This is a genomic window from Lysobacter daejeonensis GH1-9 (genome assembly GCF_000768355.1).
GTDB classification, from domain to species: domain Bacteria; phylum Pseudomonadota; class Gammaproteobacteria; order Xanthomonadales; family Xanthomonadaceae; genus Aerolutibacter; species Aerolutibacter daejeonensis.
Genome location: NZ_AVPU01000009.1, coordinates 33,871 through 52,006, shown reverse-complemented (window position 1 = coordinate 52,006; position 18,136 = coordinate 33,871). Strand labels below are relative to the sequence as shown.

15 protein-coding genes and 1 tRNA gene are annotated in these 18,136 nt (G+C 67.2%); 12 read left to right on the top strand and 4 right to left on the bottom strand.

Features of this window, described 5'->3' with window-relative positions:
* Positions 1-14 precede the first annotated feature (14 nt).
* Genes N800_RS06995 through cysS form a run of 3 tightly spaced genes read right to left on the bottom strand, consistent with a single transcriptional unit; the run spans position 15 to position 3,124 of the window.
* A complete protein-coding gene (locus tag N800_RS06995) occupies positions 15-1,253 on the bottom strand; it encodes an MFS transporter (protein WP_036136414.1) in 1,239 nt (412 codons plus the stop codon).
* Positions 1,250-1,687, bottom strand: coding sequence for a SufE family protein (locus N800_RS06990; protein ID WP_036136413.1), 438 nt, complete (start codon positions 1,685-1,687; stop codon positions 1,250-1,252). The genes N800_RS06995 and N800_RS06990 overlap by 4 nt, the downstream gene beginning before the upstream one ends.
* 15 nt (positions 1,688-1,702) lie before the next feature.
* Positions 1,703-3,124, bottom strand: a complete 1,422-nt coding sequence (gene cysS, locus N800_RS06985) for a cysteine--tRNA ligase (protein ID WP_036136410.1) — start codon at positions 3,122-3,124, stop codon at positions 1,703-1,705.
* A 188-nt stretch (positions 3,125-3,312) separates the two neighbouring features.
* On the opposite strand from cysS, the gene N800_RS06980 reads away from it, so the two are divergent.
* The 10 genes from N800_RS06980 (at position 3,313) to N800_RS06935 (ending at position 14,142) form a co-directional block, all read left to right on the top strand.
* The gene (locus N800_RS06980) at positions 3,313-3,765 is read left to right on the top strand and encodes a hypothetical protein (RefSeq protein WP_084087310.1); all 453 of its coding nucleotides are present in this window, start codon (positions 3,313-3,315) and stop codon (positions 3,763-3,765) included.
* Between the two features lie 308 nt (positions 3,766-4,073).
* Complete coding sequence (locus N800_RS06975; RefSeq protein ID WP_036136407.1) at positions 4,074-5,105, top strand: N-acetylornithine carbamoyltransferase; 1,032 nt, start codon at positions 4,074-4,076, stop codon at positions 5,103-5,105.
* A gap of 123 nt (positions 5,106-5,228) precedes the next feature.
* Entirely contained in the window at positions 5,229-6,422 is a 1,194-nt protein-coding gene (locus N800_RS06970; RefSeq protein WP_036136406.1) for an argininosuccinate synthase, read from the top strand.
* A gap of 5 nt (positions 6,423-6,427) precedes the next feature.
* Complete coding sequence (locus N800_RS06965) at positions 6,428-7,525, top strand: acetylornithine deacetylase (protein WP_036136493.1); 1,098 nt, start codon at positions 6,428-6,430, stop codon at positions 7,523-7,525.
* Complete coding sequence (locus N800_RS06960) at positions 7,522-8,844, top strand: acetylglutamate kinase (RefSeq protein ID WP_036136405.1); 1,323 nt, start codon at positions 7,522-7,524, stop codon at positions 8,842-8,844. The genes N800_RS06965 and N800_RS06960 overlap by 4 nt, the downstream gene beginning before the upstream one ends.
* 3 nt (positions 8,845-8,847) lie before the next feature.
* Complete coding sequence (locus N800_RS06955) at positions 8,848-9,456, top strand: GNAT family N-acetyltransferase (RefSeq protein WP_036136403.1); 609 nt, start codon at positions 8,848-8,850, stop codon at positions 9,454-9,456.
* Positions 9,449-10,417, top strand: a complete 969-nt coding sequence (gene argC / locus N800_RS06950) for an N-acetyl-gamma-glutamyl-phosphate reductase (RefSeq protein ID WP_036136401.1) — start codon at positions 9,449-9,451, stop codon at positions 10,415-10,417. Before N800_RS06955 ends, argC begins: the two co-directional genes overlap by 8 nt.
* Before the next feature lie 19 nt (positions 10,418-10,436).
* Complete coding sequence (gene argH, locus N800_RS06945; RefSeq protein ID WP_036136399.1) at positions 10,437-11,726, top strand: argininosuccinate lyase; 1,290 nt, start codon at positions 10,437-10,439, stop codon at positions 11,724-11,726.
* The gene (proB, locus tag N800_RS06940) at positions 11,723-12,883 is read left to right on the top strand and encodes a glutamate 5-kinase (RefSeq protein ID WP_036136398.1); all 1,161 of its coding nucleotides are present in this window, start codon (positions 11,723-11,725) and stop codon (positions 12,881-12,883) included. Before argH ends, proB begins: the two co-directional genes overlap by 4 nt.
* On the top strand, positions 12,880-14,142 hold the full coding sequence (locus N800_RS06935; RefSeq protein WP_036136397.1) for a glutamate-5-semialdehyde dehydrogenase: 1,263 nt from the start codon (positions 12,880-12,882) through the stop codon (positions 14,140-14,142). The genes proB and N800_RS06935 overlap by 4 nt, the downstream gene beginning before the upstream one ends.
* Positions 14,143-14,516: 374 nt before the next feature.
* Here N800_RS06935 and N800_RS06930 read toward each other — a convergent pair.
* A tRNA-Pro gene (locus N800_RS06930) sits at positions 14,517-14,593 on the bottom strand.
* A gap of 161 nt (positions 14,594-14,754) precedes the next feature.
* Here N800_RS06930 and hisS point away from each other — a divergent pair.
* Together hisS and N800_RS06920 are read left to right on the top strand one after the other, a co-directional pair.
* On the top strand, positions 14,755-16,200 hold the full coding sequence (hisS, locus tag N800_RS06925) for a histidine--tRNA ligase (RefSeq protein WP_036136491.1): 1,446 nt from the start codon (positions 14,755-14,757) through the stop codon (positions 16,198-16,200).
* The gene (locus N800_RS06920) at positions 16,197-18,089 is read left to right on the top strand and encodes an HAL/PAL/TAL family ammonia-lyase (RefSeq protein ID WP_036136395.1); all 1,893 of its coding nucleotides are present in this window, start codon (positions 16,197-16,199) and stop codon (positions 18,087-18,089) included. Before hisS ends, N800_RS06920 begins: the two co-directional genes overlap by 4 nt.
* Positions 18,090-18,136 lie beyond the last annotated feature (47 nt).

Here is an 18,136-nt window from a genome sequence, read left to right as displayed (position 1 = left end):
GGCTGCCTCGTCTTTCAGCGCAGTTCGCCGAGGTCGAGCCTGCGCAGTTTCGGGGCCAGTTTCGAGGTGAGCCCCACCACCGCCAGGGTCATGCTGCCACCAAAGATCACCGACGGCACAAGCCCGAGCAGACGTGCCGCCACGCCGGACTCAAATGCGCCCAGTTCGTTGGATGAGCCGATGAAGATGCCGTTGATCGATGCCACGCGCCCGCGCATGTGGTCCGGGGTGGACAGTTGCAGGATGGTGGAGCGCACCACCACTGACACGCTGTCGCACATGCCCGACATCATCAGCAGCGCGGCTGACAGCCAGAAGTGGCGCGACAGCGCGAAGCCGATGATGCACAGGCCGAAGCCGGCCACCGCCGCCAGCAACAGCCGGCCAGCATTGCGGTCCGGCGGATGGCGTGCCAGCCACATGCCCACCAGCACCGCGCCAGCGGCTGGCGCCGCGCGCAGGATGCCCAGCGCCTCCGGGCCGTAGTGGAAGACATCGTTGATGAAGGCCGGCAGCAGCGCCACCGCGCCGCCGAACAGCACGGAGAACATGTCCAGCGCCTGTGCGCCCAGGATCACCTGGTTGCCAAAGACGAAGCGCAGGCCTTCGCCGATGCTGCGGAAGATCGGGGCGCGCTCGGTCGGCAGGGCCGGTTCGGAGACGCGCAGGCTGATGATGGCGATGGCGGCCGCCAGTGCCAAAGCCGCGGCGACGAGGTACGCAGTGGTCTTGCCACCCAAGGCCACCAGCACGCCACCCAGGGCCGGGCCGACCACCAGCCCGGTCTGCATCACCACGCTGCTGATGCCGGCACCGCGCGCGTAGGCCTCGCGCGGCAGCACCCGCGCGAACAGCGACATGTACACCGGCGCGAGGAACGCGCGGACCACGCCATTGCAGGCGATGGCCACGTAGATGGTGAGGGTGCCCATCGCCGGCACGCTGCCATGGGCAACGCCGGCCAGCACCAGTGTGGTCACGCATAACCCCAGGCAGGCGGCCATACCCAGGCGGCGCCGCGGCAGGTGGTCCACCGCGTAGCCCGCAAACAGGGCGAAAGCGATGTAGGGCAACACTTCGGCCAGGCCGATCAGGCCCAGCGACAGCGTGTCGCGCGTCAGCTGGTAGATGTGCCAGCCAACCGTGACCGCCACGATCTGGTACGACAGCATCGCCAGCAGGCGATAGCCCAGCAGGCCAAGGAACGCCGGATTGCGCAGCACCGTGGCTACCCCCGGCACCGGCGTGCTCACAGGGCGGCTTGGGCCTTGTCGCGGATGAAGCCCAGCAGGGCGGTCAGGCCATTGCTGCGCGTGGGTGAGAGGTGCTTGGCCAGGCCGATGTCGGCGATGTAATCCGCCTGGGTGGCGAGGACTTCCTGCGCGCTGCGCCCCGAGTACACACGCAGTGCGAGGTAGATCAGGCCCGAGACGATGGCCGAGTCACTGATGGCGTGGAAGTCCAGCCGATCGGCATTGCCTTCGGCCACGATCCAAACCAGCGACTGGCAACCGTGCAGGCGGTTGTCCTCCACCTTCCATTCGGCGGGCAGGTCAGGCAGCTTGCGGCCGAGGTCGATGAGGTACTGGTAGCGCTCGGCCCAGTCGCCGAAGAACGCGAACTCGTCGCGGATGGCGGCCTGTGCCTCGGCTGTGGTGGGTTCGAGCGGGAAGGGAGAGACGGTCATGTCGGTAGCTCCTGCTCAGGCCCGGCGCCAGCGCACGCCCTGCGGCGTGTCTTCCAGCAGGATGCCCTCGCCGGCGAGCTGGTCGCGCAGCGCATCGGCGCGGGCGAAGTCCCGGGCCTTCTTGGCCGCGGTGCGCTCTTCGACCAACGTCTGGATGCGGGCATCGTCATCGCCACTGGCGCCACGCGCAAACCACGCCTCCGGCGCCTGTTGCAGCAGGCCCAGCGCTCGGCCGGCGGCTCGAAGGCTGGCGGCGAGGGTGGTCAGCGCCTTCAGCGCGCCGGCGGTGTCGGCCACCTCGCCATTGGCGATGGCGTTGCGCAGCACGCGCGCGTTGCCGGCGATGGATGCCAGTTCCGCCAAGGCCTGCGGGGTGTTGAGGTCATCATCCAGCGCGGCCTCGATGGCCTCGGGGATGGCGGCCTCGATGGTGTCGCCGGAAGCGACCAGCGCATCGATGTCGCGCAGCGTGCCGTACAGCCGGTCCAGTGTGCGGATGCTCTGCTCGATCAGGCCGTCGGACCAGTCCAGCGGCTGGCGATAGTGCGCCGACAGCAGGGCATAGCGCAGGGCCTCCGGCGGGTGTGCGCGCACCAGGTCGTGGATCTTCTCGATGTTGCCCAGCGACTTGCTCATCTTGGCGCCGCCGAAGTTGAGCATGCCGTTGTGCAGCCACCAGCGCGCGAACGGCTTGCCACCGTGGGCGCACTCGCTCTGCGCGATCTCGTTCTCGTGGTGCGGGAACTGCAGGTCCACGCCGCCGGCATGGATGTCGATGGTGTCGCCCAGGTGCGCCTCGGCCATGGCCGAGCATTCGATGTGCCAGCCCGGGCGCCCGCGGCCCCATGGCGACTCCCAGCCGGGCAGGTCGTCGGTGGAGGGCTTCCACAGCACGAAATCGCCCGGGCCGCGCTTGTATGGTGCGACTTCGATGCGGGCGCCGGCCAGCATGTCCTCGGTATCGCGGCGGGACAGCTTGCCGTACCCCTCAAAGCTGTCGACGGCGAACAGCACGTGACCCTCGGCGGCATACGCATGGCCTTCGGCGATCAAGCGCTCGATCATCGCGGTGATCTGCGGGATGTGGCGGGTGGCTTCCGGCTCGATGTCCGGCGGCTGCACGCCCAGTGCCGCCATGTCCTCGCGGTAGGCGGCGGCGAAGCGGTCGGTGATGGTCGAGATGGGCACGCCCTGCTCGCGGGCGGCCGTGTTGATCTTGTCGTCCACGTCGGTGATGTTGCGGGCGTAGGCGAGGGTGCCGTAGCGGCGGCGCAGCACGTCGGCCAGCACGCCGAACACGACCGGGCCGCGGCCGTTGCCGATGTGCACGTAGTTGTAGACCGTCGGGCCGCAGACATACATGGTCACGCGGGCCGGATTGGCGGGGACGAAGGGTTCGACCCGGCGGGTCAGGCTGTTATAGAGGTGCAGGCTCATGGGGGCTACGGCAGTGGACACGCCATTGTAGCGGGGCCGGCCCGGTGCCGCGGGGGCGTTGCGTGGCATTGGGCGGGAGGCCTTGGTTTGCCGTGGTCAGGGCGATGAAACGGCGATTCTCCCGGGGGGCGGATCGTGACAGCAGGGGTTCAGCCCGTGGCGGCCGTCACGGACTACACTTGCACGCCATGCCTATGCCCGTCGCCCACCACGCCACCCGCTCAGTCGCGCTCAGTGCGCTGCTGGCGCTTTGCGCCGGGATGGCGCAGGCGCAGGACGCGACCGTCCTGCAGACCGAGAACGTGCGTTACGACTACGCGCAGGTGCTTCGCGTGACCCCGGTCTACCAGACGCTCAGGGCCACCCGCGTGGAGCAGCGCTGCGAACCCGCCAAGGCCGACAGCCGCATTGGTCGGGTAGTTGGGGCCGTGAAAGGGGCGCTGAGCCGGGATGAAGTCGAGGCCCAGAACGGGTGCCGGCCGGTGCCCGTGGAGCGTGAGTTCCGCCGCCCCATCGCTTACGACGTGGATTACGTCTACAAGGGGGCGCGTTACCGTTCGCGCTTGGCGGAGGACCCGGGGAACCGGCTGCGCATCCGCATCGGGATCACCCCGGCGGTGCCGGGCGTCCGAACCCGCTGATCCGTTGGCCTGGACGGGCCTTCGCCCTTCGGACTATTGCCCCCGCTGCCGGTACATGCGAGCATTCGCCCCCTCATGAACGCCTTCTACGCCGACGCCGACGTGCTGACCTCCGCCTGGATGGCGGCGGGCATGACCTCGCGCGCGCGCCGACCGTTGCCTCCCAATCCGGCTGGGTAACGGCGCACGCCGTTCGTGAACGCAACACGACACACGAAAAGCCCAGCCTCAGCGCTGGGCTTTTTTGTTTTCAGTTTCAGTCGCAACCGACCCCCACCCCCACCCAGTTCCGCCACCTGGACACCCCGATGACCACCTCCCATTCGCCGGCCTCCATGAAGCACTTCCTCAACACCCAGGACTGGTCGCGCACCGAGCTCGACGCCCTGCTGACCCAGGCAGCGCTGTTCAAGAAGCACAAGCTGGGCGACGCGCTGAAGGGCAAGTCGATCGCGCTGGTGTTCTTCAACCCCTCGATGCGCACTCGCACCAGCTTCGAACTGGGTGCGTTCCAGCTGGGCGGCCACGCGGTGGTGCTGCAGCCGGGCAAGGATGCATGGCCGATCGAGTTCAACCTCGGCACGGTGATGGACGGCGACACCGAGGAGCACATCGCCGAGGTCGCGCGGGTGCTGGGCCGCTACGTGGACCTGATCGGCGTGCGCGCGTTCCCGAAGTTCGTGGACTGGGCGTATGACCGCGAGGACATCGTGCTGAAGTCGTTCGCCAAGTACTCGCCGGTGCCGGTGATCAACATGGAGACGATCACCCACCCGTGCCAGGAGCTGGCGCACGCGCTGGCGCTGCAGGAGCACTTTGGTACCACCGACCTGCGCGGCAAGAAGTACGTGCTGACGTGGACCTACCACCCCAAGCCACTCAACACCGCAGTGGCCAATTCTGCACTGACGATTGCGACCCGCTTGGGCATGGACGTGACCCTGCTGTGCCCCACGCCTGACTACATCCTCGACGAGCGCTACATGGGCTGGGCCGAGCAGAACGTGGCCGAGAGCGGCGGTTCGCTGACCGTGAGCCACGACATCCAGAGCGCCTATGCGGATGCTGACGTGGTGTACGCCAAGAGCTGGGGCGCGTTGCCGTTCTTCGGTAACTGGGCGCCGGAGAAGCCGATCCGCGACCAGTACCAGCACTTCATCGTGGACGAGGCCAAGATGGCACTGACCAACAACGGCGTCTTCAGCCATTGCTTGCCGCTGCGCCGCAACGTCAAGGCCACCGACGCGGTGATGGATTCGCCGCAGTGCATCGCCATCGACGAGGCCGAGAACCGCCTGCACGTTCAGAAGGCGGTGATGGCCGCGCTGATCGGGCAGTGACGCCGCGACATTCCTGATGCCCACCGGGCCCGAGGACGCCATTGACGGCGCCTGAAGGTGCCGGCGACGACCCTTTACTTCTTGGCCCCCTCAGGGGCACCCCCCCAACCGAGAAACTCCCCCATGAGCAAAGACATCGTCCTCGCCTTCTCCGGCGGCCTCGACACCAGCTTCTGCGTGCCGTACCTGCAGGAGCGTGGCTGGAACGTGCACACCGTGTTCGCCGACACCGGCGGCGTGGATGCCGACGAACGCGCCTACATCGAGGCGCGCGCCGCCGAGCTGGGCGTCACTTCGCACGTGACGGTGGACGGCGGCCCTGCCATCTGGAACGGCTTCGTCAAGCCGTTCGTGTGGGCGGGCGAGGGCTACCAGGGCCAGTACCCGCTGCTGGTGTCCGACCGCTACCTGATCGTGGACGCGGCGCTGCAGCGCTGTGCCGAACTGGGCACCAAGGCCATCGCCCACGGCTGCACCGGCATGGGCAACGACCAGGTGCGCTTCGACCTGGCGGTGAAGGCGTCGGGTGACTACGAGATCGTGGCGCCGATCCGCGAGATCCAGAAGGAGCACACCCAGACCCGCGCCTACGAGCAGAAGTACTTGGAGGAACGCGGTTTTGGCGTGCGTGCCAAGCAGCAGGCCTACACCATCAATGAGAACCTGCTGGGCTTGACCATGTCCGGCGGCGAGATCGACAAGTGGCAGGCCCCGGGCGAGGGCGCGGTGGGTTGGTGCAAGCCGCGTGCCGAGTGGCCGACGGCGCCGCTGCGGGTGCGCCTGAGCTTCGTCAACGGCGAGGCCGTGGCGCTGGACGGCGAAAAGATGGAAGGCCACCGCATTCTGGCCAAGCTCAATGGCCTGTTCGCGCAGTACGGCGTGGGCCGGGGCCTGTACACCGGTGACACCACGATCGGCCTGAAGGGCCGGATCATCTTCGAGGCCCCGGGCCTGGCCGCGCTGCTGACCGCGCACCGTGCGCTGGAAGAGGCGGTGCTGACCAAGCAGCAGAACCGTTTCAAGCCGGAGGTGGCGCGCAAGTGGGTGGAGCTGGTGTACGAAGGATTCTTCCACGACCCGCTGAAGACCGACCTGGAGGCGTTCCTGGCCTCCAGCCAGTCGACGGTGAACGGCGACGTGGTGCTGGAGACCCAGGGCGGCAGCGTGGGCGCGGTGGCCGTGGAGTCGGCGCACATCCTCAACGCCAAGGGCGCGACCTACGCGCAGTCGGCGGACTGGGGCGTGGCCGAGGCCGAGGGCTTCATCAAGCTGTTCGGCATGAGCAGCACGTTGTGGGCTGAGGTCAACCGCAAGTGACGACCATGCTGGACAAGGTCCTGCAACATCTCCAGATGCTGGTGTCCTTCGACACCCGCAACCCGCCGCGCCTGATCGGCACCGGTGGGATGTTCGACTACATCCGTACGCAGTTGCCGGACTTCCGCATCGAAGTCACCGACCACGGCGCGGGTGCGGTGTCGCTGCTGGCCGTGCGCGGTACCCCGCGGCGCGTGTTCAACGTGCACATGGATACCGTGCCGGATTCGCCGGCATGGACGGCCAACCCGCACGTATTGCGGGTCACCGGCGACCGCGCCATCGGCCTGGGCGCATGCGACATCAAGGGCGCGGCGGCAGGGTTGCTTGCCGCTGCGAGCGCGACCCGGGACGACGCGGCCTTCCTCTTCAGCACCGACGAGGAAGCCAACGACCCGCGTTGCATCGCGGCGTTCCTTGCGCGCGAACACGGGTTCACCGAAGCCATCATCGCCGAGCCAACGCAGTGCGAGGCGGTGTTGGCGCATCGGGGGATCAGTTCGGTGCTGCTGCGCTTCCGCGGAGCGGCAGGCCATGCATCCGGTGCCAACGCGATGCAGGCCAGTGCCTTGCACCAGGCGATGCGCTGGGGAAGTCGTGCGCTGGATTTCGTCGAGTCGCAGTCGCACCAACGCTTTGGTGGACTGACCGGCCTGCGCTTCAACATCGGCAAGGTCGAGGGTGGCATCAAGGCCAACATGATCGCGCCCAGTGCCGAGGTTCGCTTCGGCTTCCGTCCGCTGCCGTCGATGTCCATCGACGGGCTGCATGAGCAGTTTGGGACGCTGGTTGAAGCCGGTGCCATCGAGCGCTACGAGGAGACGTTCCGTGGACCGTCGCTGCCGGCTGGCGACGTCGCCGGTGCCGAGGAGCGGCGACTGGCTGCACGTGACCTGGCCGATGCCCTTGGCCTGCCGATCGGCAATGCGGTCGATTTCTGGACCGAGGCTTCGCTGTTCTCCGCCGCGGGCCTGACCGCGATCGTCTACGGCCCGGGCGACATCGCCCAGGCGCACACCGCCGACGAGTGGGTCTCGCTTGACCAGCTCCGACGCTACACCGAATCCGTTACCCGGATCCTCGCCGGGCACACCGCACAATGAACGACGCACACGACATCCAGACTCGCCAGACCATCGTCCGCCTGTTGTCCAGCATGGCCGGCGCGAAGGAGATCTCGCAGTACCTCAAGCGTTTTTCCCAGCTGGACGCCAAGAAGTTCGCGGTGGTCAAAGTAGGCGGCGCGGTGCTACGCGACGACATCGACGCGCTGACGTCGTCGCTGGCGTTCCTGCAGGACGTTGGGCTCACGCCCATCGTGATCCACGGGGCCGGTCCGCAGCTCGACCAGGAGTTGTCCGCTGCCGGCATCGACAAGCAGACCGTCAACGGCCTGAGGGTGACGTCGCCCGAGGCGCTGGCGATCGTGCGGCGTGTGTTCCACGCGCAGAACCTGCGTCTGGTGGAGGCGCTGCAGGCGTTCGACGCGCGCGCCACGTCCATCGTCTCGGGCGTGTTCGAGGCGGAATACCTGGACCGCGATACCTACGGCCTCGTGGGCGAAGTGAAGCGCGTGCACCTGGCGCCGATCGAGGCCGCGCTCAATGCGGGCTCGATTCCGGTGATCGCCAGCCTGGGCGAGACCGCCGGTGGGCAGATCCTCAACGTCAATGCCGACTTCGCCGCCAACGAACTGGTGCAGGTTCTGCAGCCGTACAAGATCGTGTTCCTTACCGGCACCGGCGGCCTGCTGGATGACAGCGGCAAGGTGATCGATTCGATCAACCTGTCCACGGAATACGACCACCTCATGGCGCAGCCGTGGATCAATGGCGGCATGCGGGTAAAGATCGAGCAGATCAAGGATCTGCTGGACAAGCTTCCCTTGACTTCGTCCGTGTCGATTACCCGTCCGGATGAGTTGGCCAAGGAGCTGTTCACCCACAAGGGCTCCGGCACCCTGGTGCGCCGCGGCGAGCGCGTGCTGAGCGTCGACCGTTGGGGCGAGTTGGACCTGGAGCGCCTGCGCGAGCTGATCGAGTCGGCCTTTGGGCGCAAGCTGTTGCCGGAATACTTCGAGCGTACGCGCCTGCACCGCGCTTACGTCAGCGAGAACTACCGCACGGCGGTCATCCTGACCAATGAGGGTGGTTACACGTACTTGGACAAGTTCGCGGTGCTGGACGAGGCGCAGGGTGAAGGCTTGGGGCGCGCTGTGTGGCAGGTGATGCGCGACGAGAATCCGCAGCTGTTCTGGCGTTCGCGGCAGGGCAACCCGGTCAACGCCTTCTACCACGGCGAGTCCGACGGCAGCATCAAGCAAGGGCCGTGGCGGGTGTTCTGGTACGGCATGGAGAATTTCGACGACATCCGCTGGTGCGTGGAGCATTGCGATACGCGCCCGGCGACATTGAAGGGCTAGCACATGGAAGCGAACGCTCATTGGAGTGTGGTGCCAACACTACGCGGGGAGCATGTGACACTGGAGCCACTGCGCATGGAGCACGCCAAAGCCCTGCGCGCTGCGCTGGGCGATGGCGAGCTGTCGCGCTTGTGGTACACCAATGTGCCCGGGCCGGACGGGGTGGAGAGTTACATCCAAGCCGCGCTGGACGTGCAAGCCGCCGGGCTCGTGTTGCCCTTTGTGGTCCGTTCCGCCAGTGGCGAGGTGGTGGGTACGACGCGCTTCTATGCGCTTGACCCTGACGTGCCCAATCTCAGCATTGGCTACACCTGGTATGCGAAGCATGCGCAACGCACGGGTTTGAACACCGAGGCCAAGCGACTGCTGCTGGGTTACGCGTTCGAGACGCTGGGCTGCATTGCAGTGTCGTTCGAGACCAGTTGGTTCAACCATGCCTCACGGGCGGCGATTGCGCGCCTGGGTGCCAAGCAGGACGGCGTACTGCGCAACAACAAACGCCACAGTGACGGCAGCCCGCGCGACACCGTGGTTTTTTCCATCATCGAATCGGAATGGCCAGCGGTGAAGCAGCACCTGCAGGCCAAGCTGGAAGGACATCGCAATGGGTGACAAACAATCTGGCATCCGGTTGGGCATCGTCGGTGCCCGAGGCTACGTGGGCGCCGAGCTGATCACGCTGGTCGCTGGCCATCCCCGTTTCGAGCTGGCTTTCGTCTCGTCGCGTGAACTGGCGGGCCAGAAGGTGGCGGACCACAACGCGGCCTATCGCGGCGAGTTGTGCTACAGCGCCCCCTCGAATGCCGAGTTGCCCGGGCTGGGGGCGGACGCAGTCGTGCTTGCGCTGCCCAATGGCAAGGCCGCCGATTGCGTGGCCGCGTTCGATGCCGCGGGAGTCGATCCCGTGATCATCGACCTGTCGGCGGATTACCGTTTTGACGACGGTTGGTACTACGGGTTGCCCGAGCTTACCCGCAGCCGCTATCGCGGCGCGCGTCGCATCAGCAACCCGGGTTGTTATGCCACCGCCATGCAGCTGGCCATCGCGCCCATGCTGGACGTGCTGGCCGGGCCGGTGCAGTGCTTCGGTGTTTCGGGCTACTCCGGCGCTGGCACCACGCCGTCGGACAAGAACGACCCCGGCAAGCTGCGGGACAACCTGATGCCATACGCGCTGGTCAACCACGTGCACGAGCGCGAGGTGACCCGTCACCTGGGGCATCCCGTCGAGTTCATGCCACACGTGGCGCCCCACTTCCGGGGTATCACCCTGACCGCCAACCTGCACCTGTCGCGGCCGATGACGCATGACGAGGTCTACGCTCGCTACCGGGAGCGTTTTGCCGGCGAGCCACTGGTCCGGGTGCGCGATGAGGCCCCTTGGGTCAGTCGCATCGCGGGTGCGCATCACGTCGACATCGGCGGCTTCGCCCTATCCGAGGACGGCCGTCGCCTGGTGGTGGTCGCCACCGAGGACAACCTGCTCAAGGGCGCGGCCACGCAGGCGCTACAGAACCTGAACCTGGCCTTCGGGCTGGAAGAAATGGCCGGTATTTCCACCGGCAACGATTGATTCGAAGGAAGATTCCTCCATGACCCAGTTGCTCTGGCAGAAACCCGGCGTGAAGGTGGATGAGCGCATCCAGCGCTTCCTTGCCGGTGAGGACGTGATCCTCGATCGCGAGTTCTTCCTGTTCGACATCGAGGCAAGCCGTGCACATGCCGAAGGCCTGCAGCAGATCGGCATCCTGACCGGAGAAGAGCTGGACGGCATCAAGCGCGAGCTGTCGGTGCTGGCGGAGGATTTCCGCGCGGGCCGCTTCGTCCTGGACGAACAGTTCGAGGATGGCCATTCCGCAATCGAAGCGCGCCTGATCGAGCGCCTGGGGGATACCGGTCGTCGCATCCACACCGGCCGCAGCCGCAACGACCAGGTCCTGGTGGCCACGCGGCTGTGGCTGAAGGATCGGCTGGCGCGCGTGGCGGCGCTTTGCCGCGAGAGCGCCGAGGTAGCCTTGGCGCGCGCGACCGCGGAAGCCTCGCTGCCGATCCCGGGCTATACCCACCTGCAGCGGGCGATGGTCTCGTCGGGTGGCATGTGGTGGGCGGCCTGGGCCGAGGGTTTCATCGACGATGCCGTACGCGCCCGTGACACGTTGGCCTGGGTGGATGCCAATCCGCTGGGTAGCGCCGCTGGGTACGGCGTCAATCTGCCACTGGCACGCGACCACACCACGCAGGCGTTGGGCTTCGGCCGGATGCAGGTGGCCGCGACCTATGCGCAGCTGTCGCGTGGCAAGTTTGAAATGGGCGCCATCGATGCGCTCGGCGCCGCGCTGCTGGACGTCCGCCGCCTGGCGTGGGACCTGAGCCTGTTCACCAGCGCCGAGTTCGGCTTTGTCGCGCTGCCTGCCGAGTACACCACCGGCAGCTCGATCATGCCCAACAAGCGCAATCCGGACGTGGTGGAACTGATGCGCGCCAGTTATTCGGCCGTGGCAGCCGCGCGCACCGAGATCGAACAACTGTTGTCGCTGCCGTCGGGCTACCACCGCGACCTCCAGTTCTCGAAGGGCGCGATTTTCCACGCCTTCGGGCGCGGACTCGGCGCGCTGGAGTTGCTGCCGGACCTGCTGCGCAACCTGGAATGGAGACCCGAGCGGATGCGGGCGGCGCTCGACCCGTCGATGTACGCGACCGACCTCGCGGTGGATCTGGCGCGCCAAGGCATGCCGTTCCGTGATGCCTACAAGCAGGCCGCCGATCCGGCGCGTTGGGCGGAAGGCGATCCTGAAGCCAGCCTCGCGTCGCGCGTTTCGCCCGGCGCCGCAGGCGACCTGCGGCTGGACGTGCTGCAGCGGCGATTGGACGCGCTGCAATGAGCCGCGCGGCAGGGGAATTCACCGCGCAACCCCTGCCGTCGTGGCGTCGCGCCGTGCTGAAAGTGGGCAGCAGCCTGTTGGCGGGCTTTGCCGATCAGGCGCCCGGTAGCGGACTGGATGCGCGCCATGCCACCGGCCTGGCACGCTTCATCACCGACGCGCGGGCGCAGGGGCGCGAAGTGGTGCTGGTGTCATCGGGCGCCGTGGCCGCCGGGCGAGGTCGCATCGCCGCCGGCGGCGATGGGCTGGTGCTACGCCAGGCGTTGGCGGCGCTTGGACAGGCGTCGCTGATCGCCTTCTGGCAGGCGCTGTCGCCCGTGCCCGTCGCGCAGGTGTTGCTGACCCACGATGATCTGCGCAATCGCCGCCGCTACCTGAACGCCCGGGAATCTCTGCACGAGCTGCTGCGACTGGGGGCGTTGCCGGTGATCAACGAGAACGACACTGTCGCGGTCGATGAACTCAAGCTTGGCGACAACGACAACCTCGCCGCGGCAGTGGCGTCACTGGTCGAAGCCGACCTGTTGCTGATCGCCACCGACATCGGTGGTCTCTACAGCGCGCACCCCCAGCGTGACCCCGGTGCGCGTCCCATTACCTTTGTCGAGAGCGTGACCCCCGATCTGTTCGCCGCGGCAAGCGGTGGTGCGGGACGCCTCGGCACGGGAGGGATGCACACAAAGTTGGAGGCCGCGGCCAAAGCCGCTTCCGCCGGGATTGCCACCGCATTGTTCTGTGGCCGTGATGACGCGGTAGTGCAGGCGCTCTCGCAAGGCGTGCTGCACGGCACGCTGGTCGCGGGGCATGGTGACCGCCTGCGTGCGCGCAAACAGTGGCTGCGACATGCGCCTGCATCCGGGGTCCTGTTCGTCGACGAAGGCGCAGAGGGCGCGTTGCACCGTCGTGGCGCCTCACTGTTGCCGGGCGGCGTGGTTACCGTCGAAGGCGAGTTCCGCCGCGGCGACGTCGTCGAGATCCGCGCCGCGGGCACTGGCCAACCGCTGGCGCGCGGACAGGCGCAGTACAACGCAGGTGAAGTGCGGCGCATCGCACGCCACCACAGCAGCGAGATCGAGGCGCTCCTCGGTTTCCGCTACGGCGAATCGGTGATCCACCGCGATGATCTAGTGGTGCTGCATGCGGGGAGCAAGGCATGAGTGGGTATGTCAGACAACTGGCCGAACAGGCCCGCACGGCGGCGGCGATCATGGCCACCACTGACGCGTCGACGCGCCGACGGCTGATCGAGGGCATGGCCGCGCAGCTCGAATCCAACCGTGATGCAATCCTGGCCGCCAATGCCGACGACTTGGCGCGCGGCCGCGATGCAGGCTTGTCCGGAGCGATGCTGGATCGGCTGATGCTTGACCCGGTGCGCCTCCAGTCCATCGCCGACGCGCTGCGCAACGTGGCCGCGCAGCCCGATCCGCTGGGGCAGGTCACGCGCCGCGAAGTACGCCCCAATGGCGTCGTGGTCGAGCGCCAGCGCGTGCCGCTGGGGCTGATCGCCATGATCTACGAGGCGCGCCCCAATGTGACGGCCGATGCCGCAGCGCTGTGCCTGAAGGCGGGCAATGCCGTCCTGCTCAGGGGTGGCTCGGAGGCGCGCGCCAGCAATGCCGCGATCGCCAGTTGCCTACACGCTGCCCTGCGGGCAGAAGGCCTGCCGGAGGCCGCGGTATCCCCGGTCGCCGATCCCGCACGCGAACACGTGCTGGAATTGCTGCAGCTCACCGACCTGGTCGACCTGGCCATTCCCCGCGGCGGTGAAGGCCTGATCCGCTTCGTCGCCGAACATGCACGCGTCCCGGTGATAAAGCACTACAAGGGCGTGTGCCACCTGTACGTGGATCGCGCCGCCGATCTGGACAAGGCGCTCAACCTGCTGCTGGATGGGAAGGCGTCCCGGCCCGGTGTGTGCAACGCGCTGGAAACACTGCTGGTGCATGGCGGCGTCGCCGAAGCGTTCCTCCCCCGCGCCTTGGTCGCCCTTGAGGCGCGCGGCGTGGAAGTGCGCGGCTGCGCACGTACCCAGGCCATCGTGCAGGACGTCCGTCCCGCCAGCGAGGACGACTACGCGGCCGAGTTCCTTGACCTGATCATCGCCGTGAGGGTCGTGGACAGCCTCGAAGATGCGCTTGCACACATCGCGCGCCATGGTTCCGACCACACTGAAGTCATCGCCACCGAAGACCCAGCGACGGCGGAGGCCTTCGTGCGTGGCACGCGCAGTTCGGCGGTGATGGTGAATGCATCCTCGCGTTTCAACGACGGTGGCCAGTTGGGTTTGGGGGCCGAGATCGGCATCTCCACCACCCGCCTGCATGCCTACGGCCCGATGGGCGTGGAGTCACTGACCATTGAGCGCTTCGTCGTGCGTGGCGAGGGTCAGGTGCGGCACCCGGACCTGTTGTGACCGGCTGCGCATCTAGCTCCGATAGCCCTGCGGGTCAGGTCATCCACCCGTTACAACGACAGCCTGATGCCCAAGCCCCATCGGGCGGCCTCAGGCTGTAAAGAGTGACAGCTTGGGCGCGCGGATGGCCGCCCAAGCCATAAGGTGATGCCCATCGCAGTTTTCAGCCCCTGTCTCGCGACTCCGCCAGTGCCCAGAGGTGGTAGGGGCGTCGCGGCTGAAGTTGGGCAAGATCCGGGCCAACTTTTCGGCCGGCGCCTTTCGTGGCCCCCGCAGAACCGAAGGGCGCGCGCCTCGATCCATGGTTTTGAACCGGCACCAAATGGCAGGCACAAAAAAGCCGGCATCGCCGGCTTGATTGAACTGCATGATTTTGGTCGGGGAGACAGGATTCGAACCTGCGACCTCTACGTCCCGAACGTAGCGCTCTACCAGACTGAGCTACACCCCGACTGAGCCGTGCATTCTAGAGATTCATCCGCGTCTCGGCAATAGGCGGTGCAAAAAATTTTCATAGGCCCGTCGTCGGAAGCGCGAGGCCCTCGACAGGCACCAGGGCCGCGCCGCCCGTTAAACTGTACGGCCACATATCCGCTATTGCTGGTGACCCGCTTGATCAAGCCGCGCACCCCACCTGGGGTCATGGAGCTGCTGCCCCCTGACCAGATCGCCTTCCAGCGCATGCTGGACACGATCCGCCGCAATTTCGAGCGCTTTGGTTTCCTCCCGGTGGAAACGCCGGTGATGGAGCTGTCGGAGGTCTTGCTCACCAAGTCCGGCGGCGAAACCGAGCGGCAGGTGTATTTCGTGCAGTCCACCGGAGCGCTGGAGAACGGTCTCAACGCCGTGTCCGCCGCGGTGGAGGCCGGTCAGGATGCCGAGCAGGTCCGCGCCGCAGCGCGCGAACTGGCCCGCCCGGAAATGGCCATGCGCTTCGACCTGACCGTGCCGCTGGCCCGCTATGTGGCCGAGCATGAGCACGACCTCGCGTTCCCGTTCCGCCGCTACCAGATGCAGCGCGTGTACCGCGGCGAGCGTGCCCAGCGCGGTCGCTTCCGTGAGTTCTACCAGTGCGACATCGACGTCATCGGCAAGGATGCGCTGAGCGTGCGTTTCGATGCCGAGCTGCCGGCGGTGATCCACGCGGTGTTCTCCGAGATGAACATCGGCGCGTTCACCATCCAGCTCAACAACCGCAAGCTGATGCGTGGCTTCTTCGAGGCGCAGGGCGTGGCCGACCCGGCGCTGCAGGCGCTGGTACTGCGCGAGGTCGACAAACTCGACAAGCGCGGCGAGGACTATGTGCGTGAAACGCTGACCGGTGAGGGTTTCAACCTGCCGGCCGACGGGGTCGATCGCATCATGCAGTTCGTCAAGGTGCGTTCTACCTCGCATGCCGATGCGGTCGCCCACCTGGACGCCCTGGGCGAGGGCAACGAAGCCCTGCGCGAAGGCGTGGCCGAGTTGCGCGAAGTGCTGGAGCTGGTGCGTGCCATGGGCGTGCCGGAGGCCAATTACGCGCTCAACTTCTCCATCGCACGCGGCCTGGATTACTACACGGGTACCGTGTACGAGACCACGCTCAACGACTACCCGCAGATCGGCTCGATCTGTTCGGGCGGTCGCTATGAGGACCTCGCCAGCCACTACACCAAGTCGAAGCTGCCCGGCGTGGGCATCTCCATCGGCCTGACCCGGTTGTTCTGGCAGTTGCGCGAGGCCGGCATCGTCGACAGTGCCGCAAGCACCGTACAGGTGCTGGTGACGCAGATGGACGCGGCGCACCTGCCGCACTGCCTGGCCATCGCCGGCGAGCTGCGCCACGGCGGCCTCAACACCGAAGTGGTGATGGAGCCCTCCAAGCTGGGCAAGCAGTTCAAGTACGCTGACCGGGCGGGTATCCGCTTCGTGGTGGTGCTGGGTGAAGACGAGATTTCCAAGGGGACGGTGACGGTCAAGGACCTGCGCCGTGAGGATCAATTCGAAGTGGCCCGTGGCGAGTTGGCGCGAACCCTGCGCGTGGAGCTGGCACAGGCCGAGGCTTTGCAGAACACATGAACGCAAACGTACGTCTTGATGGGCGCTCGCTGACGCGCGCCCAACTGGTTTCCGTCGCCCGTGGCGCCAAGATTGAACTTGACCCCGCGCAGCTGCCCGCGGTGGCCCGCGCTGCCGATTTCCTTGCCGAGCAGGTACGTCGCGAAGAGCCGATCTACGGCGTCTCCACCGGCTTTGGCAGCAACGCCGACCGCCTGCTGGGCGCGCACCACTTGCGCGACGAACTGCCGGGCGCGCAGCCTTCCCAGGAAACCCTGCACGAGGAACTGCAGCGCAACCTGATCGTGACCCACGCGGTGTGCGTGGGTGAGCCGTTTGCGCCGGACGTGGTGCGCGCCATGCTGTGCATCCGCATCAACACGCTGATGCGCGGGCATTCGGGCATCCGCGTGCAGACGCTGGAAGCGCTGGCCGCCATGCTCAATGCCGGCATCGTACCGGTGGTGCCGCAGTTGGGTTCGGTGGGCGCCAGCGGCGACCTCGCGCCGCTGTCCCACCTGGCCATCGTGTTGCTGGGCGGGGGCGAAGCCTTCTACCAGGGCGAGCGCATGCCGGGTGGCGAGGCGCTCCAGCGCGCCGGCCTGTCGCCGGTGACCTTGTCCTACAAGGAAGGCCTCGCCCTCAACAACGGTACCGCGCAGATGCTCGCCACCGGCGTGCTGGCGCTGGATCGCCTGGAGAAGCTGGCCGACACCGCCGACCTGGCGGCCGCCATGACCATCGACGCTTTCGCCGGCCGGCTTGGCGCGTTCGCCGAGGAGGTGCACGCCCTGCGCCCCCATCCGGGCCAGGTGCAGGTCGCGGCCAACCTGCGTCGCCTGCTCGAAGGCTCCACGCTGTCTGACATCCCGTACCACCTGGTGCCGAAGTTCCGCGCGTGGCAGCCGGGCAGCTGGGACACGCCGGATTCGCAGGCGCTGCGCTTCGACATCGGCTGGGACTGGGTGCCGTTCACCCAGCGCCATGGACGCGAGAAGTTCTACACCCGCTTCCGTCCGTTCCGCGGCGGCAAGAAGCACCAGCCGCAGGACGCGTACTCGTTGCGTTGCATCCCGCAGGTGCACGGCGCGGTGCGCGACGCTATCGCCCAGGCCGCGCGCGTGCTGGACGTCGAGCTCAATGCGCTGACCGACAACCCGATCGTGTTCCCGGACGCGCAGAAGCAGCACGTGGAGGAGCAGGTGATCTCCGCCGGCCATTTCCACGGCATGCCGCTGGCGCTGGCGATGAGCTACGTGAAGGCTGCGATCCCGGTGCTGGCCAGCATCTCCGAGCGTCGCCTCAACAAGCTGGTCGACCCGGCCACCAACGACGGCCTGCCGGGTTTCCTGATCGGCAACGAGGATTCCACCGAGTCCGGCCACATGATCGTGCAGTACACCGCCGCGGCCATCGTCAACGACCTTGCCAGCCGTGCGCACCCGGCGTCGGTGTATTCGATCCCGACCAGTGCCAATGCCGAGGACCACGTGTCGATGGGTGCCAACGAGGCACGCCACGTGCTGGCGATGGCCGACGACCTGGGCAAGGTGCTGGCGCTGGAGCTGTACACCGCCGCCCAGGCGCTGGACCTGCGCCGCGACATGATCAACGCGGCACGTGGCCTGGCTGACCGGGCCGACGCCGAGTCGCTGGCCTCCAAGGTGTCGGGCGCGCCCATTCCGGGCTCGCCGGACCGCGAAGGCTTCCTTGCCGAGGTCGAGGGCCTGCGCCAGGAGCTGTCGTCGGCAGCGGAGTTCCGTCCCGGCCGCGCCGTCGCCGCGGCCCATGCCGCCCTCCGTGCCCAGATCCCGTTCCTGGATCGCGACCGCGCGCTGGATGGCGAGATCGGTCTCGTGGTCCGCCTGGAGCGCGAAGGGCACATTCTCTCGGCCGCGAAAGGCACGTAAGGCCTGGCCTGCCCGGTGGCGCCAATGCGCCATCGGGAACGGCCGCC